This is a genomic window from Streptomyces sp. NPDC005898, assembly GCF_040629635.1.
Lineage (GTDB): Bacteria > Actinomycetota > Actinomycetes > Streptomycetales > Streptomycetaceae > Streptomyces.
In genome coordinates, this window is the sequence record NZ_JBEXWC010000001.1 from 212,348 (window position 1) to 238,050 (window position 25,703).

Consider the following 25,703-nt stretch of genomic DNA (forward strand, 5'->3'; position numbering starts at 1 on the left):
ACGACCCCGGCGCCGCGGGAGACCACGGGGCGGGCCGGGCCTCCTGATCGCGAGCACCGCCGGCAGGGCCGGGTGGTCACCCCCGCTCCCGCGTGATCGTCCCGGGTGCGGCCCGAGCACGACATCAGCGGGGACCAGATCTTCAGCGAGGGAGCTGGTCCCCAGATGGGCCCGGAAAACGATCAGGGGCCGTTTCAGATTGCTCTGAAACGGCCCCTGATCTGCGACTCTTTCGAGTCGGGACGACAGGATTTGAACCTGCGACCCCTTGACCCCCAGTCAAGTGCGCTACCAAGCTGCGCCACGTCCCGGTGTGTTCCCTGCGGTGTCCCGCGTGATCACAGGTAGAACTCTACCCCACACGCACGGGTGCTCCGTTCCCCGGTGACCGCCGTCAGGTACGCGCGACAATCGCCGTATGAGCACCGCACCCCGACGTGACGACCGTGACCGCGACCGTGACCGCGACGAGGAGGGCCGGGCCCGCAACCAGCGGCCCCGCGACGGGCTCGGGCGGCCGCTGCCCTACGGCACTCAGGGCGTGGCCCGCCAGCCCGAGGGAGTCGTGCGGACCCCCGAGGAGTCCGTGGCCGAGGCGCAGGCCCTGCTGGACGCGGGTCGGCCCTTCCACGCGCACGAGGTGTTCGAGGACGCCTGGAAGTCCGGCCCACCGAACGAGCGGGAGCTGTGGAAGGGGCTGGCGCAGTTGGCCGTGGGCCTCACCCACTCGGCGCGCGGCAACGTCAGGGGCGGGGCGCGCCTGCTGCTGCGCGGGGCGGGGGCCGTCACGTCCTGGCGCGGCGCGCCGGGCGGGCGCGAGCGGCCGTACGGGATCGACATCGCGGGGCTCGTCGGCTGGGCCGAGGCCCTCGCGGACCTGCTGGAGCGGACGCGGACGCCGGTGGACGCGGTCCACCACGCCCCTCGGCTGCGCGGGGACACCGCCCGCTGAAGGGGAGCCCCCCATGGGCCACACCGTGTGGTGTCACCGGACCGGACCGGCCCCGCATGCAGCCGCCCCGGCCCGATGTGAGGGTGGCCGTGTGACCATGACCGATCAGCGGGCCGCCGCGGTGCAGGCGCCGCCCGCCCTGGACCGGCGCCGCCGCAACGTCGTCTTCGTGACGATCATGCTGGGGATGTTGCTCGCCGCCCTCGACCAGACCATCGTCGGCACGGCGCTGCCCACGATCGTGTCGGATCTGGGCGGGGCGGAACACATGTCGTGGGTGGTGACGTCGTATCTGCTCGCGGAGACCGTCGCCACCGTCCTGGTCGGCAAGTTCGGCGACCTGTTCGGGCGCAAGGTCGTCTTCCAGGTCTCGGCGGTCGTCTTCATCACGGGATCGTTCCTGTGCGGCCTGTCGACGAACATGACGCTGCTCATCGCCTGGCGCGCGATGCAGGGCATCGGTGCGGGCGGGCTGATGGTGACGTCCATGGCGCTGATCGCCGATGTCATCCCGCTGCGCGAGCGCGGCAAGTACCAGGGTGCGATCGGGGCCGTGTTCGGGGTGTCCACCGTGATCGGGCCACTGCTCGGCGGGCTCTTCACGGACCATCTGACCTGGCGCTGGGCCTTCTACGTGAACGTGCCCATCGCGATCGTCGTGGTCATCGCGGCGGCCCGCACGATCCCCGTGGTGAAGTCGGCGGTGCGGCCGGTCGTCGACTATCTGGGCATCGCCCTCGTCGCGATCGGGGCGAGCGCGCTGATCCTGGCGACGAGTTGGGGCGGCAACGAGTACGCGTGGGGGTCGCCCACGATCATCGGCTTGTTCGTCGGGGGCCTGATCGCGCTGGCGCTGTTCTGCGTCGTCGAGACGCGCGCCGCCGAACCGATGCTGCCGATGCGGCTCTTCGCGAACCCGGTCTTCACGGTCTGCTCGATCCTCAGCTTCGTCGTGGGCTTCGCGATGCTCGGCGCGATGACGTTCCTGCCGACCTACCTGCAGTACGTCGACGGCGACTCGGCCACGATCTCGGGCGTGCGGACGCTGCCCATGGTGGTCGGGCTGCTCATCGCGTCCGTCTTCAGCGGCAACGTGGTCAGCAAGACGGGAACGTACCGGATCTTCCCCATCGTCGGCGCCCTGGTGATGGCGCTCGGGCTCTATCTGCTCTCGCTCATGGGGAGCGCCACGAGCGCGTGGCTGGAGTCGCTGTACATGTTCGTGCTCGGCGCCGGGATCGGTCTGTGCATGCAGGTGTTGACGATCGCCGTGCAGAACACGGTCGCGTACGGCGATCTGGGCACCGCCACCTCCGGGGTGACGTTCTTCCGTACGCTGGGCAGCTCGTTCGGCACGGCGGTGTTCGGCACGATCTACGCCAACACGCTCGCCCCGAACCTGAAGGACGGCGTCGCGGCGGCCGCGGAGAGCGGCGCGGCGGACCCGGCGGCCATCGCGAAGGCCGCGCAGAGCCCGCAGGGCGTGCACGAGCTGCCGGGCGCCGCGGCGGCGCCGGTCGTCGAGGCGTACGCGGACACCCTGCACACGGTCTTCCTGTGGACCGTCCCCGTGGCGCTCGTCGGGTTCCTGGTGGCGCTCTTCCTCAAGCAGGTCGAGCTGCGCGACAGTGCCCGCATGGGCGCGCCGGACATGGGCGAGGGCTTCGCGCAGCCCAGCAGCGGGGACTCCGGGCACGTCCTGGAGCGGAGTGTGGCAGGCGTCGTCGGCAAGGTCGGCATGGACACCGCGCGCGGCATCATCAAGGGTTCCGACACGCGTCTGGACATCGCTGGCGCGTGGGCGGTCATGCAGGTGGCGCTCTTCACCCGGATGGTGGGGTACGCCAGTCTCGGCGTGATCGCGGCGCGCCGCCGGATCCCGGCCGAGGTGCTCGTGCCGGTCTTCGACCGCATGGCCGAGGAGGGGTATCTGACCCACACCGGCACGTACTTCTCCCTGACGCCCGCCGGGGAGCGCGAGGCGGACGTCATCTCCGGGGCGTGGTCGTCCTGGCTGGCCGAGGAGATCGAGAAGGACCTCGGACGGCCGCCGGACGAGCAGCTCACCGCGGCGCTCGACACGATCGCCAAGCGGCTCCTCGCGGAGGACCTGGAGCAGGGGCTCGCCTCGGAGACGGCGGGCGCGTCGTTCGCGTCGCGGTGAACCCCGCAGGGCCGCCTACGCCTTGTAGTGGGTGCGCAGTTCCCGCTTGAGGACCTTCATGCTGGGGCCGAGCGGGAGGGAGTCGGTGAACTCCAGGCGGCGCGGGTACTTGTGGCGGCCCAGGTGGTCCTTCGACCAGGTGATGATGGCCTCCGGGTCCCTGGCCGCGCCGGGCGCCGGGACGACGACGGCGCAGATCTCCTCGCCGTGGACGGGGTGGTCCAGGCCGATCACGGCGGCCTGCGCGATGTCGGGGTGGCGCATGAGGACCTCTTCGACCTCACGCGGATAGACGTTGAAGCCGCCGCGGATGATGACGTCCTTCTTGCGGTCGACGATCCTCAGGAAGCCCTCGGTGTCCTTCGTGCCCAGGTCGCCGGTGCGGAACCAGCCGTCGACCAGCGCCTGCGCGGTGGCCTCGGGGCGGCCCAGGTAGCCGGAGAAGACGTTGTGGCCGCGGACCACGACCTCGCCGAGCTCGCCGACGGGCAGCAGCTCGACCCGGTCGTCGACGTCGGCGCGGGCTATCTCCACGTCGACGCCCCACAGGGGGTGGCCGATGGTGCCGGCCCTGGTGCCGAGGTCGGGTTGGTTGACGGAGGCGGCCGGGGAGGTCTCGGAGAGGCCGTAGCCCTCGTACACGGGCGTGCCGAAGGCCTCCTCGAAGCGTTCGAGTACGGCGACGGGCAGCGAGGCGCCGCCGGAGACGCACAGGCGCAGCCGGGGCAGCTCGGGGGCGCCGGCGGCGGCCGCCACCAGGCCGACGAACATGGTGGGGACGCCGTGGAAGGTGTTCGCCCCTTCCGCCACCATCAGCTCGATGGCCCGCGCGGCGTCGAAGCGGGGCAGCAGGACCAGGGTCGCGCCCGCCCGCCAGGTGGAGTTCATGGAGACGGTCTGGCCGAAGGCGTGGAAGAGGGGCAGCGCGCCGAGCGCGACGTCGTCGGGGCGGACGTCGTTGGCGTCGAAGGCGCTGACGGTGGCGTTCATCACCAGGTTGAAGTGGCTGAGCACGGCGCCCTTGGGGACGCCGGTGGTGCCGCTGGTGTAGAAGATGACGGCCGGGTCGTCGGCGTCCCGGGTGGCGTACGAGGCGAGCGGCTCGGCGGCGCGGGTCAGCGCCTCCAGTTCGCCGGCGGCGCCCAGCTCCAGCATGCGCACGCCGGTGGCCTCGGCGGCCGCCGCTCCCGTGTGCGCCTGCGCGGGGTGGCACAGGAGCAGGCGCGCGCCGCTGTCGCGCAGGACGTGCTCGACCTCCTCCGCGGAGAGCAGCAGGTGGACGGGGACGACCACTCCCCCGGCGGCGAGGATCGCGTAGTAGGCCTGCGGGAACTCGGCGGTGTTGGGCGCCATCAGCGCCACGTGGTCCCCCGGCCGCACGCCCAGTTCGGCCAGTGCGGCGCCCTGCGCGCGGGCCTCGTGCCACAACTCCCGGAAGGTGAAGCGCCGTTCCCCCTCGATCAGGGCGATGCGGTCCGGGTGGCGGCGGGCGGGTTCGGCGAGGACGGCGGCGAGGGACAGCGTTGCCATGGGGGTGGTGCTCCGTTTCCGTGCGGCCTTCGGTGGTTCGGACTGCTGCTCGGCGGGGCGCGCCCGGCGGCGCGCCCGGCCGGCTCAGTCGCGCTCGACGAGGAGCGCGCTGCCCTGGCCCACGCCGACGCACATGGTGGCGAGGCCGCGCGAGGCGCCGGTGCGGCGCATGCGGTGCAGCAGGGTGGTGAGGATGCGGGCCCCGGAGCAGCCGAGGGGGTGGCCGAGCGCGATGGCGCCGCCGGAGGGGTTGACCAGCTCCGGGTCGAGGCCGAGGGCGTCGACGCAGGCGAGGGCCTGGGCGGCGAACGCCTCGTTGAACTCCGCCTCCTGGAGGTCGTCCACGCTCCAGCCGAGGCGGTCGAGCACCTTGCGGGTGGCAGGGACCGGCCCGAGGCCCATGACGTCGGGGTGCACGCCGGCGGAGGCCCCGGCGGCGTACCGCCCGAGGGATTCGAGTCCCAGGTCGTTGAGCGCCTCCTCGCTGACGAGGAGCAGCCCCGCGGCGCCGTCGTTCATCGGTGAGGCGTTGCCCGCCGTGACCGTGCCGCCCTTGCGGAAGACCGGCTTGAGGCCGCTGAGCTTCTCGTACGAGGTGTCCTCGCGCACGCACTCGTCCGTGTCGACCACGACGCCGTCGGGCCGGGTGACGGGGAGCAGTTCGTCGTCGAAGTGGCCGTCCTTGCGGGCGGCGGCGGCGCGCTGGTGGCTGCGCAGGGCGAAGGCGTCCTGGCGTTCGCGGGAGACGCCGTGGCGCTCGGCGACCTCCTCGGCGGTCTCGCCCATGGCGAGGACGCCGTGCAGGTCCTTCATCCTCGGGTTGGTCAGGCGCCAGCCGAGGCGGGTGTCGGCGGTCTCCATGCGGTGCGGCAGGGCCTCGTCCGGGCGGGGCAGGACGAAGGGGGCGCGGCTCATGGACTCGGAGCCGCCCGCCAGCACGATGTCGGCCTCGCCGGCGGCGATGGTGCGCGCGGCGGTGGTGACGGCTTCCAGGCCGGAGGCGCACAGCCGGTTGACGGTCGCGCCGGGCACGGACTCCGGGAGGCCGGCGAGGAGGGCGGCCATGCGGGCGACGTTGCGGTTGTCCTCGCCCGCCTGGTTGGCGGCGCCCCAGTAGATGTCGTCGATGCGGGCGGGGTCCAGCTGCGGCAGGTCGGCGAGCAGTCCGCTCACGACGCCCGCGGCGAGGTCGTCGGGGCGTACGGGTGAGAGGGCGCCGCGGAGTTTGCCGATGGGGGTGCGGCGGGCGGCGGCGAAGTGGACGGTGCGCACGATACGACTCCGGATCGTTTTGCGGTCTCGCTGCGTTAATTAGCGCTGCTAGTTTTGGAGTCTATGCGGGAGGCGGGGGCTGTGGGAAGAGGGGTCGCCGCCGGGCCCCGCCCCCGCTCTCCTACGCCTGGGCGCGCCCCAGTTCCGCGAGCCGGGTGAGGGCGGGCAGGGCGGCCGTGATCGCCCGGCGCTCCTCGTCGGTGAGCCGCTCGACCAGCGGGCGCAGGTGGCGGGAGCGGTCGGCGCGGCGGGAGCGGCCGATCTCCCGGCCCGCCTCGGTGATGTGGACCAGGACGGCGCGGCCGTCGCTCGGGTCGGGGCGGCGCTCCACCAGGCCGTCCCGCTCCAGACGGGTGACCAGCTGCGTGATGCCGGGCTGGCTGACCTGCTCGGTCTTCGTCAGCTCGGTCAGCCGGCGCGGGCTGCCGCCGAACGCGAGGGTGTCGAGCACGGACAGGGTGGTGAAGGGCAGCTTCTCCAGGACCGGCAGGCGGATGTAGAAGCGGTTGAAGTCCTCGATCGCGGCGGTGAAGGCCGCCACGTCCAGGTCTGCTTCCCCGTCCGCGTGTCCGTCGTCCACGTCCATCTCCACGTCTGCGTCCGGGTCGCCGGTCAAGGGGGTGTGCGGTGCGTCGTTCGGCATGACGTCCACTCTAAGAACGGCTCGCCGACTTACGTAAGTTTCTTATGCTGTTTCGCGGGAGGCGGACGCGGGCGCAGGTCGCGGGGCCGGGTGCGAGGCGCGGGGGTGGGTGCGGGGCACGGAGACGGGCGGGGCGCCGAGGCCGTGGAGGTCTCAGGGGGCCAGGTCGATCCGTACGGCGCCGCCGCGCGCGTCCACCCGCCCGGTCCACTCCCCCGACACACGGAAGGTCCGGTTCGGGGCCACCGGGCGTCGGCGGCGCGCTCGGTGGAGCGTCCTGCCGTCCTGCGTGACCGTCAGCACGGGGTGGGCGAGAAACTCCGTCGTCCGCACCATGAAGCCCTCGCCCGGTCCCTCCTCCGCCGGCACCAGCCGGTTCGGGGCCACCCAGGCGAGCGGGCCCGTGACCCGCAGCGGCACCGAGACCGCGGGCCAGTCACCGTCCGTGAGGTAGCGGCACACCGCGAGGGAGGCGGCGATGCCCTCCCGGGTCACCACGCGCGCGGTCTCCGCGGCGTGCAGGACGTTGCCCACCGCGAAGACGCCGCGCTCGGCGGTGCGGAAGGCACCGTCGACCGCGGGGCCGCGCGTGCCGGGGTCGAGCGGCAGCCCGCCGTGCCGGGCCAGTTCGTGATCGGGGACGAAATCGCCGGTGAAGACCACCGTGTCGCAGGCGAGGTGCGCCGTCGCACCGTCCCGGCGCCGCAGTCGGACCCCCGACAGACGCCCCTTGCCGAGGATGTCGGTGACGGTGGCGTCGGTGAGCAGCGGGATGCCGTGCCGCAGCCGGGCCTCGGCGGCGCGGGCGCGCGGTGCCTGGTGGCGGGGGTGCTCCGTGGCGAGTGCGGCGACCTCGACCCCGGCGCGCCGCAGTGTGTCCAGGGCGGCGAAGCTCACGGGTTCCGCGCCGACCACCACCGCCCGCGTGCCGATCCGCCGGCCGTGGCCGTGGACGGCTCGCTGCAACTCCCCCGTGGTGAACACCCCGTCGGGCCGGGTCCCGGGCACCAGCCGTGCCGCGCGCGGCCGTTCGCGCGCGCCCGTGGCGAGGACGACGGCCCGGGCGGTGATCCGCTCCAGGCCGTGCGGGCCGGTGGTGTCCACGGTCAGCGGGCCCGACCAGGCGGTGACGGTCACGCCGGTCCGCAGGACCGCTCCGACGCCGACGGCCGCGGCCGCCCAGCGCTCGGCGTACCGCGCCCCGGTCGTGCCGAGGTGGCCGAAGCCGCCGTGCGCGCAGTGCCGCGCCGCGCCGCCTGCCCGCCGCTCCCGGTCGACCACCTCGATCTCGCCGACGCCCGACCCGGCGAGGCCCACGGCGGTGGCCAGACCGGCCGGCCCGGCCCCCACGACCAGCACGTCGACGATGCGTTCACGCCTCATCCGGACCCCGCTCCCCACCGCTCCCGGCATCCCGCCGGCAGCCCTGCTCGAAGAGTTGGCGCACCTCGGCCCCGCAGTAGAAGCCCTGGCAGCGCCCGCCGCGCGCCCTGGTGCGGCGGCGCAGCCCGTCCGGCGAGCCCGGCGGGACGGTGCCCGCGAGCGCGTCGCGGATCTCGCCGCGCGTCACCCGCTCGCAGTGGCAGACGATGCTGCCGTACGCGGGGTCGGCGGCGATGAGGTCGGCGCGCTGATAGGGGCGCGGGAAGGCCTCGCCGAGGTTCGGCATGCGCACGGGCGGCAGATCGCGGGCCGGGGGCAGGTGCAGGCCGGTGGTGGCGAGGAGTTCGGTGACGTGGGCCGCGATGGCCAGGGAGGCGGTGAGCCCGGTCGAGCGGATGCCGCCGACCGTGACGCGGCGCTCTTCCTGGTGGGCGTGGATGCGGTAGTCGTCGTGCTCGGTGGCGGCGCGCAGCCCGGCGTAGACGGCGGTGACCTCCTCGTCGAGCAGTTCGGGCAGGATCCGGCGGCCCTTCTCGCGGAGGGCGGCGATGCCCTCGGCGGTCGACCCGGTGGCCGTCTTGTCGTCCAACTCCTCGGCGGTGGGCCCCAGGAGGACGTTTCCGTAGACGGTGGGGGCCACCAGCACGCCCTTGCCGAGGGCGGTCGGGACGGGCAGCAGGATGTGGCGCAGCAGGCCGCGGGCGAACTTGTCGAAGACGATGAGCTGGCCTCGGCGCGGGGTGACGGTGAAGTCGTCGTGGCCGAGCAGCCGGTCGATCGTGTCGGCGTGCAGGCCCGCGGCGTTGACGAGGTGCCGGGTGCGCAGGGTGCCGCGGCTCGTGGCCAGTTCGTGCCGTGCCGGCGTCGAGGCGATCTGCTCCACCCGGCAGTCGAGGTGGAGGTCGACGCCGCCGCGCACCGCTTGCGTCGCGTAGGCGAGGGTGGTCGTCCAGGGGCAGATGACGCTCTCGCCGGGTACGTCGAGCGCGCCGAGGGCCCCGGGTCCCAGGTGCGGCTCGCGGGCCCGCACCTCCTCGGGGCCGATGATCCGCGCGGCTTCGTAGCCGTTGTCCGTCGCCTTGCGCAACAGGGCGGGCAGCGCGGCGCGTTGTTCTTCGTCCCAGGCGATGAGCAGGGCGCCGACCGGCTCTACGGGAATGCCCGACGCGGCGGCGTACGCGGCCAGGAGCCGCCGGCCCTCGCGGACGAGGCGGGCCTCCAAAGAGCCGGGCACGGCGTCGAACCCGGTGTGCAGGATCGCCGTGTTCGCCTTGGAGGTGCCCTCGCCGACGTCGTTCGCCGCGTCCACCAGGGCGATGCGCAGGCCGCGGTGGCGGGCCAGCTCGCGGGCGATGGCGCAGCCCACGACTCCGGCGCCGATCACGGTCACGTCGTACGTCGCCTCCGGCGGCGCGCCGCTCCTCAGCACACGGCCGGCGCTCCAGTCGTCCGCCACGGCGTCGCTCCCGCTCATGACGGCGTGCGTTCCATCAGCGCCGCCACCGCCGAACGGAAGCCCGCGAGGCGTGCGGCGGCCTCGTCCGGGCCGATCCTCGGCTCGTAGGTGGCGGCGGGCCGCCAGGCGGGGGCGGCCTCGGCGACCGGGAGCGCGGGGTCCAGGCCGATGCGGGCGAGCGCGGCCACGCCGAGCGCGGTGGCGTCGGGCAACGCCGACACCTCGACCGGCAGTTGGAGCAGATCGGCCTGGGACTGCATGAGCAGCGTCGAGCGCGTCAGGCCGCCGTCGACCCGCAGGCTCGTCAGGGGCCCGCCCAGGTCCGCCGCCACCGCGTCGGCGAGCGAGGCGACCTGGGCGGCGATGCCCTCGCACAGGGCGCGGACCACGTGCCCGGCGCCCGTGTCCAGGCCGAGCCCGGTCAGCGAGCCGCGCAGGTCGCCGCGCCACCAGGGGGCCGCGAGCCCGGCGAGCGCGGGTACGAAGGTGACGCCGCCCGCGTCCGGGACGGCACCGCCCACGGGGTCGATGTCCTCGCCGCCGCCGATCACACCGAGGTCGGTGAGCCAGCGGACGGCGGACGCGGCGGTGTAGACCTGCCCGTCGAGGCAGTAGTCGGTCTTCCCGCCCAGCCGCCAGGCGACACAGCTGACCAGACCGGAGTCCCCGCGCCGGGGCCGTCCTCCGGTCTGGGCGAGCAGGAACGCCCCGGTGCCGTAGGTGCACTTGGCGCTGCCCGGCTCGGTCACGCGCTGGGCGAGGAGTGCGGCCTGCTGGTCGACGAGGAGCCCGGTGAGCGGGATCTCGGGGCCGAAGGCGGTGGTGGTGCCGACGGGGCCGGCGGCGTCGACGACGCGGGGCAGGCGTTCCTCCGTGAGGCCGTAGAGCTCCAGCGCGCGCGGTGACCAGGTGACGTCGTCGAGGTCGAGGAGCTGGGTGCGGCCCGCCGTGGCGGCGTCGGTGACGAAGGCGCCGGTGAGCCGGTGGACGAGCCAGGCGTCGCTGGTCGTGACCACTCCCCGCCGGGTGAGGTGGCGACGTATCCACGCCATCTTGGGAGCGGCGAAGTAGGGGTCGAGCGGCAGGCCGGTGAGGTGGCGCAACTCCTCGGCGTGCTCGGCCAGTTCCGCGCAGAGCGAGGCGGCGCGGCGGTCCTGCCAGACGAGGGCCGTGGTCAGCGGCCGCCCGGAGTCGGGGTCCCAGGCCAGGACGGTCTCGCCCTGGTTGGCGAGGCCGACGGCGGCGACCGGTTCGCCCGCCTCGGCCAGCGCCCGCCGGCCGGCGTCGACCACGGAGGTGAGCAGCTCGGCGGGGTCGACCTCCACGAGGCCGCCGGGCAGGTGGCGGGGGCGCACCTCGGCGGTGCCGGAACCGATCACGCCGCGCTCCGGGCAGACCACGAGGGCCTTCGTCCCGGAGGTGCCCTGGTCGACGGCGAGCACGGGCCGCGCCGAAGGCCGCTCATAGGTGATCACCGCGGAAGCCTGCTACAGGGGGACGGAGGGCGTCAAGGGACCGGAGCGATCAGGTAACGGCGGTAAATGAGCGCGCGGCGCGCCGTGTTGACAGAAGCCGATCGCAAAAGATGCGGGAAGTGCCCTGCACAGGGGAGGGCCGCATCTACACTGTCCGCCGAACAACATCATCAACACCCCCTTCACCGCAGCCCCTTGTCCGACGCACTCTTCACCCACGCCCCTGCCGACCCGACACGTACACGCCTCCTTCGCCCTCTTCCCCCAACAGAGGACTCATGCCGATGCCGTTAGGCCGTCCGGTGTACCACCCGGCGGGCCACGACGAACCGTTGCGCGCGGTGCTCCAGGACCTCAAGGCGGGTCGCTGGGTCTCCACGCGCAACCTGCTGACCGAGACGCCCGACTGGGGACTGTGGACGCAGCGCACGCAGATACTGGCGGCCGCCGTCGCCGGTTCCGACGTGGTACGCGCCTGGCGCGCCGAGGAGCCGCACAGCGCGTCGGCGGCCGTCCTGCACGCCCGCGTCCTGGTGGAGCGGGCCCTGCGCGCCCACCGGGCCGGGCACCGGCGGACCAACGACCTGTGGCGTGACGCCGTCGCCGCGTGCGCCGCCGCGTCCTCCCTGTCGCCCGAGGACCCCGTGCCGTGGATCTGCCTGCTGGCCCTGGCCCAGCTGGACGAGGGCCAGCGGTGGGACGAGCACCGGCTGGCGCCCCCGGAGCCGATGCTCTTCCCCGGCCCCTGGCAGCTGCTGGCCGAGGCCGACAAGCGGGACCCCGGCAACCGCGAGGCCTACCACCGGATGCTCCAGTTCGTGTACGGGCGCCGGGCCCAGGGCCCGCTCACCGAGGCGTACAACTTCGTGCAGTGGGCGTCGGCGGCGGCCCCGGCCGGTTCGCCGCTGCATCTGCTGCCCCTGTACGTACGGGTCGAGCGCTACCGCAGGGAGGCCGGCCACGAACGGGCGCTCGACCTGCACTGGATCTCGGAGGACGCGACGCGCGGCGCGCTGCGCGCCCTGCACCTGTGGTTCGACCACGCGCTGCCCACGGCGACCTCGCTCCTGGACCTCAACCACCTGGCGCACGCGCTGTGGGGCGCGCACCAGTTCCACGACGCGGCCCGGGTGTTCGAGGCGCTCGACCCCTTCTTCACCGTCGCGCCGTGGACGTACCGCACGCACTCCCCGCAGGACACGGACGCGGCCGCCGAGGTCTTCGTCCAGGCCCGCGCCCGCAGCTTCGCGGCCTCCCGCGCACCGGGCTAGGCAACCGCCCGCCCCCGCCCCGCCCCCGCTCCCCGCTCCCCCATCCGGAGGTCCATCCGTGTCCCGCACCACCTGGTCGTCGAGCACCGTCCCCGCGCCACGCCAGGACGAGGAGGAAAGACTCAGGGAACTCGGCTACCAGCCCGTCCTGGCCCGCCGGATGGGCGGTTTCGGCAACTTCGCCATCAGCTTCTCCGTCATCTCCATCCTGTCCGGCTGCATGACGCTGTACGGCTTCGGGATGGTCACCGGCGGCCCGGCCGTGATGCTCTGGGGCTGGGCCGGTGTCGGCCTCTTCGTGCTCTGCGTGGGTCTCGCGCTCGCCGAGGTCACCAGCGCGTACCCGACGTCGGGGGCCCTGTACTACATGGCCGACCGGCTCGGCGGGCGCCGCTGGGGCTGGTACACCGGCTGGCTGAACCTGCTCGGGCTGCTCGGCGCGATCGCCGGCATCGACTACGGTGCCGCGCTGTTCACCGGGGCGTTCCTGAACCTGCGGTTCGGCTTCACGCCGACGGCGGAGAAGACCTTCCTGATCTTCCTGTGCATCCTGCTGCTGCACGCCGTCCTGAACCTGTTCAACGTACGCCTGGTGAGCCTGCTCAACTCCATCAGCGTGTGGTGGCACCTGGCCGGTGTCACCGTGATCGTCGGCGCGCTCGCCCTCGTGCCGGACCACCACCAGTCGGTGTCGGACGTCCTGACCATGTACAACGACGGCACCGGCTGGGACAACCCGCTCTACGTCACGGCGATCGGCCTGCTCCTCGCCCAGTACACCTTCTCCGGGTACGACGCCTCCGCCCATCTGTCCGAGGAGACCTCCAACGCGTCGGTGACGGCGGCGCGCGGCATCGTGCGCGCCATCTGGGCGTCGTGGATCGCCGGGTTCGTGCTGCTCGCCGGGCTGACCTTCGCCATCCAGGACTACGCGGGCACGCTGAAGACGGACACCGGTGTGCCGCCCGCCCAGATCATGATCGACGCGCTGGGCGAGTCCGGTGCGACGGCGCTGCTGTTCATCGTGATCGTGGCGCAGCTCTTCTGCGGCAACGCCGAGACGGCGGCGGCGAGCCGCATGGTGTTCGCGTTCTCCCGCGACAACGCGCTGCCCGGCTCCGCGCTGTGGCGCAAGGTCAGCTCCCGCACCCAGGTGCCGGTGCCCGCCGTGTGGCTCTCGGTGGGCCTGGCCGCCGTGATCGCGCTGCCCTCGCTGTACTCCACGACCGCGTACACCGCCGTGACCGCCATCAACGTCATCGGCATCACGCCGGCCTACGCCATTCCGATCTTCCTGCGGCTGCGCGCCGGCAACCGCTTCCGGCCCGGGCCGTGGAACCTCGGCCGCTGGAGCAGGCCCATCGGCTGGATCGCGGTGGTCTGGGTGGCGTTCGTGACCGTCCTGTTCTGCCTGCCGCAGACCTCGCCGGTGACGGCCGAGACGATGAACTACGCGTCGATCGCGCTGGCCGTGGTGCTGATCCTGGCCACCGTGTGGTGGTTCGTGGCGCGCCGCTCCTACAGCACGCCTCAGGCGTACGGCTCGGACCGCGAGCAGGCCGAGGTCGCCGAGGGCATCGTCTGAGGCGCCCTGCCCGGCGTGGTTCCCGTGGCCGGGGCTCGCGCCGCGGGGCGGGTCAGCGGCCGCCGGCGACGCGCAGGATCGTGCCGGTCGTGTACGAGGCGTCGGCCGAGAGCAGCCACGAGACGGCCGCGGCGACCTCCGCGGGCTGCCCCGAGCGGCCCATCGGGATGCCCGGGGCGAGCTTCGCGGGGCGCTCCGGGTCGGCGTGGAAGTCGGTCCAGATGACACCGGGGGCGACGGCGTTGACGCGGATGCCGTCCGCGGCGACCTCCTTGGCCAGGCCGACCGTCATGGTGTCGACGGCGCCCTTCGCGGCGGCGTAGTGGACGTACTCCCCCGGCGAGCCGAGGGTCGCGGCGGCGGAGGAGATGTTCACGATCGCACCGCCGCCGTGCGCCTTCAGGTCCCGCACCGCGCGCCGGGCGCAGAGCAGATAGCCGAGTACGTTCACCTCCAGCGCGCGGCGCATCCCCTCGGCGTCGGCCTCCGCGAGGGGGCCGACGGGGCCGCTGACCCCCGCGTTGTTGACCAGCCCCGTGACGGGGCCGAGCTCGGCGGCGGCGTCGAAGAGGCGGTCGACGTCGCCCTCGTCGGCGGTGTCGACGCGTACGGTCAGGCAGCGGCGTCCGGCCGTGCGGAGTGCCTCGGCGGTTTTCCGGGCGGCGGCGGCGTCCGAGCGGTATCCGATGACGACGTCGTGCCCGTCCTCGGCGAGGCGGCCGCCGATGGCGGCGCCGATGCCGCGGCTGCCGCCGGTTATGACGGTTACGGGGCTCTGCATGGGACCTCCGGTCGGGGGGTGGGTTACTGGCGCCGCGGTTTGCTGCGAGCGGCGGGGGGTTGCGGACCGTGGGTCCGCCAAGGTGGTGGGGCGGGGTCTGGGCGCCGCTTCGCGGCGGTGTTTTCCCACCCACCCACCCGTTGCTCCGCGTCGGATTCTTCGGGGGACCCCAAGTCTTGGTCCTAGCTGCTCGACGCGGGGCAAACGGGTGGGTGGGTGGGAGATATCGCCGCGAAGCGGCGGTCAGGGCCGGGGTTCGGGGCGCCGAACGCTTTAGGGAGCGAGGGTGTCTTCGGGGGCCGCCTGGTCCGCGGGGAGGCTGTCCATGAAGGAGCTGACGGAGAAGACCGCGTTGCCGGGCCCGGCCGGCCCGTACCCGGGCGGCGAGGAGAGCCCGTTGGCCTCCATCGTCGCCCGGTACGCCTCAAGAAGCCGCACGTGGTACTCCAACGGCGCCCCCTGAGGATTCGCCTTGCCGAGCGGCGTCGTCGGCTCCGGACACCACGTGGTGAACCGCGGCGTGATACCCCGCGACATGAAGTACTGCAGGCCCTCGACGGTGGAGTCGATCGCCTCGTCGACCGTCTTGAAGCCGAACGGCTCGGCCATCTCCACGCCGGCGACGAAGTTCGGGATCACGTTGCGCGGCCCGAAGACCTCCGCGGAGTCCAGGATGCGCCGGTGCCACTCGTCGCGGCCGACGTAGCGCTCCTTGCCGGGGCAGTACCGCTCGAAGAGGTAGGGGTCCCACACCTCGTAGTTGGGGTGGTAGATCCGCACGCCGTAGTCGTGGAAGCGCTGCACGTCCGCCTTGGGCAGGGCCTGCGCGACGACCTTGCCGATCCAGCGGCCGGGGAAGCGCTCCTCGATGGCCTTGGCGTACTGCCCGTAGAAGTCCGCCTCGTCCTTGCCGCCGATCTGCGAGGTGATGGCGCCCCCGGTCAGCGTGTACGCGGTGGAGGACTTGTTGGTGTCGTACTTGTCGATGATGGCGAGGGCCTCCAGGACCTCCTCCACCGGCTTGACGCCCGTGTAGGGGCGGCCCGCCGCCTTGTGCTGGCGCCAGTTGTGGTTGATGTCACAGTACTGGCACTCCTCCTTGGCGCCGAAGTACTGGCAGACCCGGAAGACCGTCAGATAGATGAGGTAGCCCCACTGGATGGTGGGCGCCACCTCCATGACGGACTTGCCGTTCTCCAGCGTGTGCCGGTAGTAGTCCGGCATGGGCGGCAGGCCGACGTCGGAGATGCGCACGCCGTCGAGGTAGAGGCCGAGCACGCCGTGGTCGTCGGCGGCGACCCGGTAGGGCGAGGCCGGGTTCACGCGCACCGACACGACGGTGCGGCGCAGCTCGTAGGGGCCGCCGGTCAGGACGATCTCCTCGGGCGGGCGGCGCAGCGCGGCGGCGCCCAGCTCGGGGAGGGTGCCGTGGTCGAAGGAGAAGATGAAGTACGACTTCGGCTTGACCTCGCCGCCTTCGTTGTCGCTGAGGGCGGACTCGTCGAAGGCGATGCCGCCGCGCAGCAGGTCCTCCTTGATCACGGCCTCCCGCGGCACGTGCGGGAACCGCTCCATGAGTGACTCGATGAGCTGAGTACGGCTCTCGCTGCGGCTTGGCATGGGCCGGGCACCTCGGATCCTTGTCGTCGATCTGTCCCCGTCCACGCTAATACCCGCCCGGCCCTTCGCGGATCCGGCTCCGGTCGCGGGCCGCGTCCGCCCCGGGTCTAGGCTTTGGACGGTATGCCCTCCCGCCCGTACGAGACTGTGCCGCGGGTCGGGCCGCGCGTCAGGCCGCCGGCCGGGAATCCGCCGGGCGCCGGCGGAGCGCCGGGGTGGTCAGGGACCGGGGGGCCCAGACACCGTCCGGCGGGTACACGTCCGTGCCGGGCGGCACGATCTCGTCGATCCGGTCGAGGGCGGCGTCGTCCAGGGCCACGGACGCGCCCTTGAGGGTGGCGCGCAGCTGCTCCATGGTGCGCGGGCCGATGATCACCGAGGTGACGGCCGGGTGGGCGAGCGGGAAGGCGGTCGCCAGCTCCGGCAGGGAGCAGCCCACCTCCTCGGCCACGGCGACGAGCCGCTCGACGGCCTCCAGCTTCGCCGCGGTGAGCGGTGCCGCCGGATCGAAGCGGCCCGGGTGCAGGGTCGGGCGTCCGCTGCTCAGGTCGAGGGCCTGCCCCTTGCGGTAGCGGCCGGTCAGGAATCCCGACGCCAGGGGGCTCCAGGTGAGCACTCCCATGCCCAGCCGCTGCGCCACCGGCAGCACGTGCTTCTCGATGCCCCGGGCCAGCAGTGAGTACGGGGGCTGCTCGGTGCGGAACCTCTGGAGGCCGCGGCGGTCGGCCACGTGGTACGCCTCGACGATCTCCTCCGCGGGGAAGGTGGAGCAGCCGAACGCTCTGATCTTGCCTTGGCGCACCAGGTCGGTCAGGGCGGAGAGCGTCTCCTCGATGTCGGTGGCGGGGTCCGGCCGGTGCACCTGGTAGAGGTCGATCCAGTCCGTCCCGAGCCGTCGCAGGCTGTCCTCCACGGCCCGCACGATCCAGCGCCGTGAGTTGCCGCCCTGGTTGGGGCCCTCCCCCATCGGGAAGTGGAACTTGGTCGAGAGCACGACGTCGTCGCGCCGGCCCTTGAGCGCCTTGCCGACGATCGTCTCCGACTCCCCGGCCGAGTACATGTCGGCGGTGTCGACGAAGTTGATGCCCTCGTCCAGCGCGGCGTGGACGATCCGTACGCAGTCGTCGTGATCGGCGTTGCCGACGGCCCCGAACATCATGGTGCCGAGGCAGTAGGGGCTGACCTCGATGCCTGTCCCGCCCAGAACGCGGTGGCGCATGCGCTTCTCCTTCGTCGTCGCCCTCTTGGCTGCGCTGGACCCTACGACCTGGAGTCCGCTCCAAGGCAAGTCCCCAGGGCGAGTACGGACCTTCGGCGGGGCGGCTCAGCTCTTGGAGCCGGACAGGGCGACGCTCTGGACGAAGTGCCGCTGGAGGAAGACGTAGACGAGCAGCATCGGCAGGCTCGCGATGAGTGAACCGGCCATCATCACCGGGTAGTTGGTCTCGTACTGGCCCTCCAAGGAGGTCAGTCCGGCGCTGATCGGCATTTTCTGCGGATCGGTGTTGACGACCAGGGGCCACAGCAGGTCGTTCCAGGACCACATGGCGGTGATGACGGCGAGCGCGGCGAGGGCGGGCCTGATCAGCGGCAGCATGACGGACCAGAAGATGCGGAAGGGGCCCGCGCCGTCGATGCGGGCGGCCTCCTCCAGTTCCGTGGGCAGCGTGAGGAAGAACTGGCGCAGCATGAAGGTGCCGAAGGCGCTGAACATGCCGGGCAGGAACAGCGCGGGCGCGGAGTTGAGCAGGCCGAGCCGCTGGACGATGTCGTACTGCGGGAGGACGAGCAGCGAGCCGGGGACCATCAGGACGGACAGGAACAGCCCGAACAGGACGTCGCGGCCCCAAAAGCGCATGCGGGCGAAGGCGTAGCCGGCGAGCGAGCAGAACACCAGCTGGCCGAGGGTGCGGCCGAGGGTGTTGAGCACGCTGTTGGTGAGCATCTCGCGGAACGGCAGCGCGGTGAACACCTCTTGGAAGCTCGTCCGGTTCCAGTGGTCGGGCAGAAACGTGGGTGGCACCCGGGAGGTTTCGGCGAGGGTCTTCAGCGCGGTGAGGAGCTGCCAGAGGAAGGGGAAGACCATCACGAGCGCGCCCAGGGACAGGACGGCGTGCGTGGCGACGGATCCGGCGCGGCGCCTTCGTGTCGGGGTGTCAGGCATAGTGCACCCACCGCCTCTGGAGCCGGAACTGCAGACAGGTCAGGCCGGCGATGAGCAGCATCAGCAGGAAGGCGAGCGCGGCCGCGGCTCCTTGCGCGTTCTCGATGAACGCCCACTTGTAGAAGAGGCCCACGATGGATTGGGTGTCGCCGATCGCGGGGTTCTTCTCGGCCATCATGATGTAGATCAGGTCGAAGGTCTGCAGTGAATTGATCATGCAGATGACGGAGGCGAAGAAGATGGTCGGGCTGAGCAGGGGCAGCGTGATGGTGAAGAACCGGCGCAGTGGCCCGGCCCCGTCGAGTTCGGCGGCCTCGTAGTAGTCGCGCGGGATTCCCTTGATGCCCGCCATAAAGATGATCAGGTAGTAGCCGGTGGTCGACCAGACCATCACCGCGCCGATGGCGTAGACGGCCGTGGAGGGGTCGGACACCCAGTAGTGCCGGTCGGCGCCGAAGCGGCCGAGGAGGTCGTTGAGCAGCCCGAAGTCGCCGTTGTAGAGCCAGTTCCAGACGAGTCCGACGGCGACGGGAAGCGTCACGAACGGCACGAAGTACAGGGCGCGGTAGAGGGCGACGCCGCGCAGGCCGCGCCGGTTCAGCAGGGACGCGACCACGATCGCGATCGGCAGGGCGGTGAGGCCGATGACGCTGTAGAGGAGCGTGTTGCCGAGTGCCTGCCAGACGGTGACGTCCTTCACGACGCGGACGTAGTTGTCGGCGCCGATGAAGGTGTGTCCGCCGAACGTCCCGAATTCGGTGAAGCTGAAGTAGAAGGTCTGGAGCAGGGGCCAGAAGTAGAAGACGGTGAAGCCGAGTCCGAGCGGCGCGATGAAGAGATAGGCGGCGCGCTGACCGCGTGGGGTGGGGCGCGCGCCGGACGCGGTGGCGCCGCGGTGGGCCGCCTTCGAGGCCGCCGTGGCGGGAAAGACGCTCATGAGGCGCGTTCCTCCTTCAGGGCCCGGTCCATGTGTTCGCCCAGGGTGCGGGCGGCGCTCTCGATTCCGCCCTTGCCGCTGAACGCGGCGCCGAGGAGCGGGTATTGGAGGTTCTCCCAGACGGCGGTGTTCTCGGAGCTGGGGTAGGGGACGGCGTACTTCTGCATGTCGATGAAGTGCTTGAGGTCGAATTCGGGCATCGATGCGAGCCAGGCGTCCTGTGTCCCCTCGTGGCTGGAGATGGTGACGCCCGCCTTCGCCTGGATCTGTGCCGCCTCGCGCCCCGCCATGAAGTGCACGAGTTTCCAGGCGGCCTCCTTCTTGCGGCTCTTGGCGGAGATGACGTTCGCGAGGCCGTGGATGATGGTGGCCCTGCGGCGCCCCTTGGGCAGGACGGCTATGCCGCCGTGGTCCCGGAGCGCGAGCACGGCGTACATCTGTCCGGCCATCGCGGACAGGTCGTAGTTCATGGCGACCTTCTCCGACCAGAAGCGGACCCGGCCGACGGACTCGACCATCGCGCTCTGCGGCGGCGACCAGCCCCGGTCGATCATGTCGGTGAGGAAGCGGAGGCCCTCGATGGACCGCTCGTCGGCGAAGCCGGAGCGGCCGTCCTTCAGGATGTGACCGCCGGCGCCGCAGACGGCCGGATAGATCTTCGTCTGCCGGTCCATCTCGGCGGCGAAACCGTGTACGCGCCGCCGCGGATCGGTGAGTTCGGCCGCCGCCGCACGCACGTCGTCCCACGTCCAGTCGGCGTCGGGGTACTTGATGCCCGCCTTGTCGAAGAGCGCCTTGTTGTACCAGAGGCCGATGGTGTCGAAGTCCTTGGGAATGCCGTACTGCGTGCCGTGGTGGGCGTAGAGGCGCACCAGGGAGTCCGGGTGGCGGTCCACGGGGGTGGCGTCGGCCGCGATGTGGCCGGAGAGCGGTTCGAGGACGCCGCCCGCCGCGTACAGCTGGAAGTTGACGGCGTTCATCCAAAAGACGTCGGGGGCGGTGCCGCCGCGCATCGACGTCTTGAGGGTCGTCCAGTAGCTCGCCCAGGGCGTGAGGGCGATCCGCACGGATATCCGGGGGTGCCGTCTTTCGAAGGCGGCGATGATCTCCCGCATGCCCGGCGCCTGTGCCGGGTCCCACATGCCGTACGACAGTGTGGTCCCGCCCCCGCCGTCCGCGCCGTCGCCCCCGCCGGAGCAGCCGGCGAGCACCGGGGCGGCCAGCGCCCCGCCGAGCAGTGTCCTTCTGCGCATACGCGCCCTCGCCTCCCGAGAAGTCGCCGGCGCGGGCGTCCGCGGCGGCCGGTCAGTCGAAGTACGACTCCAGCGTGCCCCGGCGCCGTACGTCCAGGGTGGCGCAGTGGAACGAGCCGCCGAACGGCGCGTAGTGGAGCAGGTCGCAGGGGATCGGTTCGAACCCCCACTGTTCGAGGGCGCGCAGCATGCCGGTGTGGTGCCGGTCCGCGATGACCCGCTTCTCGTCGATCATCAGCACGTTCATGCTCAGCCATTTGCCGCACAGCGAGGTCATCGTGAGCAGGCGTCCGTCGATCGGGTCGGGCTCGGGGGCGATCAGGACGTCCCAGGAGCGGAGCACGTCGGGCAGCCGGTCGACGTCGATGTACTCGGGGTTGACCAGCACCTTCCCCGGCGCGAGCAGGACGAAGGTGGTGTCGATGTGCATGGGCGTACGGCAGCGGCTCTCGATCTCGTGGACGCGGTACGCCGGGCCGAGGCGGCGGCGCAGCCATTCGATGCCCAGCTGATTGGTGACGTTGCTCCGCGTCACGAACAGGTCGCGGCCCGCGCGCATGAAATCCGCCGCGTCGAACACCGGCTCGAACTCGGTGAGGAGGTAGCGCATGGGCTCGCCGGCGCGCGGCGGGCGGAAGTCCTTCTCGTACAGCGCGTCGGTGAGCTGGGGTTTCGGCGCCGACGTCCAGCGCGCGCCGCGCCGAAAGTAGTCCTTGAGGAGCGCGCGGTAGGAATGTGTCTCGAAATACCGGCACGGCCACGCCATCGGGGTCTCGATGATCTCGTCGCCGACGACGAGCAGGCCGTCGCGCGGACAGGTGTTGCAGAATCCGCGCGAGGACCAGTCGGGGGTGGCGAAGCGCCGCTTGTGGTCGACCGCGTCCGGACGGGTGACGGTGACACCGAGGGACCGCAGGAGGGCGATGAACTGGTCGAGCTCCCGCTGGGCCGGTTCGATGAGCCGGCGCGGATACGCGAAGCCGGCGGCGAGCCCCTGGAGCCGCGCCGCCCAGGGCGGGATGTTGCATGCCACGACCGGATGGCTGGAGGGGATGGTCGCGCCGTCGAGACGGCCGACGATCACCTCCTCCAGCGGATCCAACTCGTTGTGCGAGGCGACCGGCGAGACGAGCGGCTCGCGGGTCTGCTCCCCGGCCGTGCTTCCGGGCCTGTCCACCACCGTCATCCTCAACCGCTTCCGCTCGCAGGGACCGGGGCCGCGCTCGACTCGGAGGAGTTCCCGCCGCCCGGCGCGGTGCCGGGCGCTCGGAGGTTCCCCGGCGCGTCGAGTACCAGCATCCGCGAAATCCATGCCGCCGCCACACGCGACACCAGGAGGCCACCGACCGGTCGACAGACCTGGCTTGAACGTGAAGCTCCAGGTGGGGGCAGGCGCACCCGCCGGCCACGGATGGGGCAGGATGACGTCCGCGCCGGGCCGGACCTTTCGTTCCGGCGTGACCGAGCCCCCGGAACCTGAGCAGGTAACACAAGGTGACGACACATCACATACGCCGCACACAGGCGCACTCGCCCCGCACGACGGGAGCGACGCGATGACCCGAGCGCTCACACCGCACGACTGGATCATGGCCGGGATCGCGGTGGCCGCCGGCGTCGCGGCCGGGCTGCTGCTGCGCGCCCTGCTGCGCTGGCTCGGCGAACGGGCCAGCCGGACGCGCTGGAGCGGCGACGACGTCATCGTCGACGCCCTGCGCACCCTGGTGCCCTGCGCGGCCATCACCGCCGGGCTCGCCGCCGCGGCGGGCGCCCTGCCGCTCACCCCGCGCACCGGACGCAACGTCACCATGGTGCTGACCGCGCTGCTCATCCTGGCGGCGACGCTGACGGCGGCCCGGATCGTCACCGGCCTCGTCGGGGCCCTCGCCCAGTCCCGCTCCGGGGTGGCGGGCTCCGCCACCATCTTCGTGAACATCACCCGGGTCGTCGTGCTGGCGATGGGCTTCCTCGTCGTCCTGCAGACCCTCGGGATCTCCATCGCGCCCCTGCTCACCGCCCTCGGGGTGGGCGGCCTCGCGGTCGCCCTCGCGCTCCAGGACACCCTCGCCAACCTCTTCGCGGGCGTCCACATCCTCGCGGCGAAGACCGTGCAGCCCGGTGACTACATCCAGCTGAGCAGCGGCGAGGAGGGCTACGTGGTCGACATCAACTGGCGCAACACGACGGTGCGGCAGCTCTCCAACAACCTCGTGATCATCCCGAACGCCAAGCTGGCGAGCACCAACATGACCAACTTCAGCCGCCCCGAGCAGGAACTGTCCATCACGGTGCAGGTCGGGGTCGCCTACGACAGCGACCTCGAGCACGTCGAGCGCGTCACGACCGAGGTCGTGGACGAGGTCATGAAGGACATCACGGGCGCCGTCCCCGACCACGAGGCGGCCGTCCGCTTCCACACGTTCGGGGACTCGCGGATCAGCTTCACGGTGATCCTCGGCGTCGGCGAGTTCAGCGACCAGTACCGGATCAAGCACGAGTTCATCAAGCGCCTGCACCAGCGCTACCGCGCCGAGGGCATCAGGGTCCCCGCTCCCGCCCGCGCCATCACCGTCCAGCAGGGCGAACTGCCGCCACCCCTCGGCATCCCGCAGCAGCGGGACCTCTCCATGCCGCCCCGCGTGCGCTGAGCCGACCGGCGGACCGCTCGGTGGCGGGCCGCGCGACCCCGTGATCCACTCCTCGGCATGGGGCACGACCACGGCCCGTCCGCCGCGGCGACGGGCGGCACGCTCAGCGGGACGTACCGCGGCCGGCTGCTGTGGACCATCGGCATCAGCGCCTCGATCACCGTCATCCAGGTGGTCGGCGCCCTCCTGTCCGGCAGTCTCGCGCTCCTCGCCGACGCCGCGCACAGCCTGACCGACGCGGTCGGCGTCGCTCTCGCCCTCGGCGCCATCACCCTCGCCCAGCGCGCCCCCACACCGCGCCGCACCTTCGGGTTCTACCGGGTGGAGATCTTCTCGGCGGCCCTGAACGCGCTGCTCCTCGTCGTCGTCTTCGGGTGGGTCCTGTGGTCGGCGGTCGGCCGGTTCAGCGAACCGGTGGAGGTCGAGGGCGGCCTGATGTTCGCGGTCGCGGTCGGCGGGCTCCTCGCCAATCTGGTGGGCCTGTGGCTGCTGCGCGACGCCAAGGAGAAGAGCCTGAATCTGCGCGGCGCCTATCTGGAGGTGCTGGGGGACGCGCTCGGCTCGCTCGCGGTGATCGCGGGCGGCCTGGTCATCTGGCTCACGGGGTGGCAGGCCGCCGACCCCATCGCCTCGATCGTCATCGGGCTGCTGATCGTGCCGCGCGCGTACGGCCTGCTGAGGGACTCCGTCCACGTCCTCCTGGAGGCGACCCCGCAGGACGTCGACCTCGGCGAGGTGCGGCGCCATCTGCTGGCGGAGCCTGGTGTCGTCGCCGTGCACGACCTCCACGGCTGGACCGTCACCTCGGGGATGCCCCTCCTCACCGCCCATGTGGTCGTCACGGACACCGCCCTGGCGAACGGGTACGGACCACTCCTCACCCGCCTCCAGCGGTGCGTCGCCGGCCACTTCGACGTGGCGCACTCGACGCTCCAGCTGGAGCCGGAGGGGCACACCGAGGAGGAAGAGGCGCTGCATCTGTGAACCGCCTTCCGGAGACGTACGCCGTCGTCGGGACGGCACGGGGCGAGCACGGGGCGAGCACGGACCGGCGTCGGGCAGTGGCCCCAGTGCGCCCTTGCCGACCGGATGGCGACTCATGTGCAGAACTCATGTGTAGGACTCACGTGTAGGACCGGATGGCCACCGTGACATCCATGGCGAAGGCGTTCCTCCCCGCTGCGGACGGCAGGCCAAGGGCCCGGTCGAGCGCGTGGCTCAGGACGCCGCACCCACTGGTGCCCGGGGCGGCGAACTCCGCGTCCTGGGTGGCGAAGGAGACGACCAGGGGGTCCTTCGATATCACCCGGGTGGGGCGGGTGTCCTTGAGCACCAGGTGGACCGCCTCCTCCGCGCTGCCCACCGAGCAGCGCGACGACGGCCGAGCCTGTGGCCCGTGCGCCGCGCCGATGGCGAACGTGAGGTCGAACTCGCCGCGCCGGGTCTCGTCGGACAGGAAGTCCGAGTAGCCCCCATACCGTGGGGTCAAGGTCAACGGGGTGCCTCCCGCCCGGATGGACGGAGCGGTCATCGCGCCGAAGATCTGACGGAATTCACCGTCCACCCGGCCCTCCGCGAAGGTGATCTTCATGGGCTCGGTGAGCGGCTCGTCGACGGCGCCCATGCGCAGATGTCCCGTGGCGTGCATGACCTCGCAGCGCCAGGTGCCGGGGTCCGCGCCGGCGGGCAGCTCATCGGCGGCCGGGCAGGCGGAGAAGTCGAACCCGGGCAGCGCCGCCGTCCGTTCGGCCGCCTGAGCGGGTGTGGCACCCAGGACAAACCCGGCAAGCAGAGCCCCCGCGGCAGCGCTTGCGATACGGCGGAACACGCGATGCGAGGTCATTCGGTTCGAGGTCATGCACCCAGCATTGCAGAGATTTCTCTGCAGAGGAAGGTCTGCAGAGAAATCTCTGTCCTCGCGTTAGACTGCTCGCATGACGAAAGAGCGGAGAGCGGACGCCGCGACACGGCGCACGGTCGACAGCCCCGCGGCACTGAAGGCCCTCTCGCATCCCCTGCGGCTGCGCATCCTGCGCCACCTCGGTACGGCGGGCCCGGCCACCTCGACCACCCTGGCCGCCGCCCTCGGCGAGAACACCGGGACGCTCAGCTACCACCTGCGCATGCTGGAGCGCAGCGGCCTCATCGAGGACATCCCCGAGCGCTCCACCGGACGGGAGCGCTGGTGGCGCGGGGTCCGCGGGCTCGACATCCGCAGACCGCCGCAGGGCGAGCTGACGGAGGCCGAGCGCGCCATGTCGGCCGAGCTGGACCGGATGCGGATGGAGGAGGACGTCGAGCTCGCCCGGCAGTTCACCTCCGGACAGGCGGAGTCCGAGGGCTGGATGCGGGGGTCACGCAGCCTCAGCCACCTCACGAAGGCTGAGCTGGACGCGTTCCACGACGACTATCTGGCCCTGCTCGCGCGCTATGCCCGAGGTCCCGAGGACGCCCCCGCCGACGCACGGCCCGTGCTCCTGCGCTGGTTCGGCCTGCCTGCCGACTGACCGTCTGAGTGAGGGAGGCAGACGGCGGCCAGCCTGATGGAGGCGCCCCCGGGCGTGCTCCC

21 protein-coding genes and 1 tRNA gene are annotated in these 25,703 nt (G+C 72.1%); 7 read left to right on the forward strand and 15 right to left on the reverse strand.

Going from position 1 to position 25,703, the window contains the following annotated elements:
* Window positions 1-237: 237 nt before the first annotated feature.
* Window positions 238-311: transfer RNA gene (locus ABZ385_RS00760), tRNA-Pro, on the reverse strand.
* Window positions 312-418: 107 nt separating this feature from the next.
* On the opposite strand from ABZ385_RS00760, the gene ABZ385_RS00765 reads away from it, so the two are divergent.
* Together ABZ385_RS00765 and ABZ385_RS00770 are read left to right on the forward strand one after the other, a co-directional pair.
* Window positions 419-952: a DUF309 domain-containing protein gene (locus ABZ385_RS00765; RefSeq protein ID WP_358698671.1), complete on the forward strand. Its 534-nt coding sequence runs from the start codon at window positions 419-421 to the stop codon at window positions 950-952.
* A 97-nt stretch (window positions 953-1,049) separates the two neighbouring features.
* Window positions 1,050-3,116 carry an MDR family MFS transporter gene (locus tag ABZ385_RS00770; protein WP_358698670.1) on the forward strand — a complete coding sequence of 689 codons (2,067 nt, stop codon included), beginning with the start codon at window positions 1,050-1,052 and terminating at the stop codon, window positions 3,114-3,116.
* A 15-nt stretch (window positions 3,117-3,131) separates the two neighbouring features.
* Here ABZ385_RS00770 and ABZ385_RS00775 read toward each other — a convergent pair whose 3' ends face one another.
* The 6 genes from ABZ385_RS00775 to ABZ385_RS00800 form a co-directional block, all read right to left on the reverse strand.
* Window positions 3,132-4,646 carry a long-chain fatty acid--CoA ligase gene (locus ABZ385_RS00775; RefSeq protein WP_358698676.1) on the reverse strand — a complete coding sequence of 505 codons (1,515 nt, stop codon included), beginning with the start codon at window positions 4,644-4,646 and terminating at the stop codon, window positions 3,132-3,134.
* Window positions 4,647-4,730: 84 nt separating this feature from the next.
* Window positions 4,731-5,918, reverse strand: coding sequence for a thiolase family protein (locus tag ABZ385_RS00780; RefSeq protein ID WP_358908895.1), 1,188 nt, complete (start codon window positions 5,916-5,918; stop codon window positions 4,731-4,733).
* A 121-nt stretch (window positions 5,919-6,039) separates the two neighbouring features.
* Window positions 6,040-6,561 carry a MarR family transcriptional regulator gene (locus ABZ385_RS00785; RefSeq protein WP_358583449.1) on the reverse strand — a complete coding sequence of 174 codons (522 nt, stop codon included), beginning with the start codon at window positions 6,559-6,561 and terminating at the stop codon, window positions 6,040-6,042.
* Window positions 6,562-6,714: 153 nt separating this feature from the next.
* Window positions 6,715-7,944 (reverse strand): FAD-dependent oxidoreductase, encoded by a 1,230-nt coding sequence (locus ABZ385_RS00790; protein WP_358908897.1) that lies wholly within the window; start codon window positions 7,942-7,944, stop codon window positions 6,715-6,717.
* Complete coding sequence (locus ABZ385_RS00795) at window positions 7,934-9,418, reverse strand: FAD-dependent oxidoreductase (RefSeq protein ID WP_358908899.1); 1,485 nt, start codon at window positions 9,416-9,418, stop codon at window positions 7,934-7,936. Before ABZ385_RS00795 ends, ABZ385_RS00790 begins: the two co-directional genes overlap by 11 nt.
* Complete coding sequence (locus tag ABZ385_RS00800) at window positions 9,415-10,875, reverse strand: FGGY family carbohydrate kinase (protein WP_358908900.1); 1,461 nt, start codon at window positions 10,873-10,875, stop codon at window positions 9,415-9,417. Before ABZ385_RS00800 ends, ABZ385_RS00795 begins: the two co-directional genes overlap by 4 nt.
* 284 nt (window positions 10,876-11,159) lie before the next feature.
* On the opposite strand from ABZ385_RS00800, the gene ABZ385_RS00805 reads away from it, so the two are divergent.
* Window positions 11,160-12,146, forward strand: coding sequence for a hypothetical protein (locus ABZ385_RS00805; protein ID WP_358583465.1), 987 nt, complete (start codon window positions 11,160-11,162; stop codon window positions 12,144-12,146).
* A gap of 58 nt (window positions 12,147-12,204) precedes the next feature.
* Entirely contained in the window at window positions 12,205-13,731 is a 1,527-nt protein-coding gene (locus tag ABZ385_RS00810; protein WP_358908902.1) for an amino acid permease, read from the forward strand.
* 52 nt (window positions 13,732-13,783) lie between these two features.
* Here ABZ385_RS00810 and ABZ385_RS00815 read toward each other — a convergent pair whose 3' ends face one another.
* From ABZ385_RS00815 to ABZ385_RS00845, 7 genes are all read right to left on the reverse strand, one after another.
* A complete protein-coding gene (locus tag ABZ385_RS00815) occupies window positions 13,784-14,512 on the reverse strand; it encodes an SDR family oxidoreductase (RefSeq protein WP_358908904.1) in 729 nt (242 codons plus the stop codon).
* A gap of 273 nt (window positions 14,513-14,785) precedes the next feature.
* Complete coding sequence (locus tag ABZ385_RS00820; protein ID WP_358577671.1) at window positions 14,786-16,132, reverse strand: radical SAM protein; 1,347 nt, start codon at window positions 16,130-16,132, stop codon at window positions 14,786-14,788.
* A 169-nt stretch (window positions 16,133-16,301) separates the two neighbouring features.
* Complete coding sequence (locus ABZ385_RS00825) at window positions 16,302-17,351, reverse strand: aldo/keto reductase (protein ID WP_358908906.1); 1,050 nt, start codon at window positions 17,349-17,351, stop codon at window positions 16,302-16,304.
* A gap of 105 nt (window positions 17,352-17,456) precedes the next feature.
* Entirely contained in the window at window positions 17,457-18,296 is an 840-nt protein-coding gene (locus tag ABZ385_RS00830; RefSeq protein ID WP_358908907.1) for a carbohydrate ABC transporter permease, read from the reverse strand.
* A complete protein-coding gene (locus ABZ385_RS00835) occupies window positions 18,289-19,233 on the reverse strand; it encodes a sugar ABC transporter permease (protein ID WP_358908909.1) in 945 nt (314 codons plus the stop codon). The genes ABZ385_RS00830 and ABZ385_RS00835 overlap by 8 nt, the downstream gene beginning before the upstream one ends.
* Window positions 19,230-20,486, reverse strand: coding sequence for a sugar ABC transporter substrate-binding protein (locus tag ABZ385_RS00840; protein ID WP_358908911.1), 1,257 nt, complete (start codon window positions 20,484-20,486; stop codon window positions 19,230-19,232). Before ABZ385_RS00840 ends, ABZ385_RS00835 begins: the two co-directional genes overlap by 4 nt.
* Window positions 20,487-20,538: 52 nt before the next feature.
* Window positions 20,539-21,672 carry an amidinotransferase gene (locus ABZ385_RS00845; protein WP_358908913.1) on the reverse strand — a complete coding sequence of 378 codons (1,134 nt, stop codon included), beginning with the start codon at window positions 21,670-21,672 and terminating at the stop codon, window positions 20,539-20,541.
* Window positions 21,673-22,042: 370 nt separating this feature from the next.
* Here ABZ385_RS00845 and ABZ385_RS00850 point away from each other — a divergent pair, with 370 nt between their 5' ends.
* Together ABZ385_RS00850 and ABZ385_RS00855 are read left to right on the forward strand one after the other, a co-directional pair.
* Window positions 22,043-23,134, forward strand: coding sequence for a mechanosensitive ion channel family protein (locus tag ABZ385_RS00850; RefSeq protein ID WP_358577656.1), 1,092 nt, complete (start codon window positions 22,043-22,045; stop codon window positions 23,132-23,134).
* A gap of 57 nt (window positions 23,135-23,191) precedes the next feature.
* Window positions 23,192-24,118, forward strand: a complete 927-nt coding sequence (locus ABZ385_RS00855) for a cation diffusion facilitator family transporter (protein WP_358577654.1) — start codon at window positions 23,192-23,194, stop codon at window positions 24,116-24,118.
* Between the two features lie 139 nt (window positions 24,119-24,257).
* On the opposite strand, the gene ABZ385_RS00860 is transcribed toward ABZ385_RS00855, so the two are convergent.
* Window positions 24,258-24,992 (reverse strand): hypothetical protein, encoded by a 735-nt coding sequence (locus ABZ385_RS00860; protein ID WP_358577652.1) that lies wholly within the window; start codon window positions 24,990-24,992, stop codon window positions 24,258-24,260.
* A gap of 76 nt (window positions 24,993-25,068) precedes the next feature.
* Between ABZ385_RS00860 and ABZ385_RS00865 the strand changes: the two genes are divergently transcribed.
* Window positions 25,069-25,641, forward strand: coding sequence for a helix-turn-helix domain-containing protein (locus ABZ385_RS00865; protein WP_358577650.1), 573 nt, complete (start codon window positions 25,069-25,071; stop codon window positions 25,639-25,641).
* The last annotated feature ends 62 nt before the right edge of the window (window positions 25,642-25,703 follow it).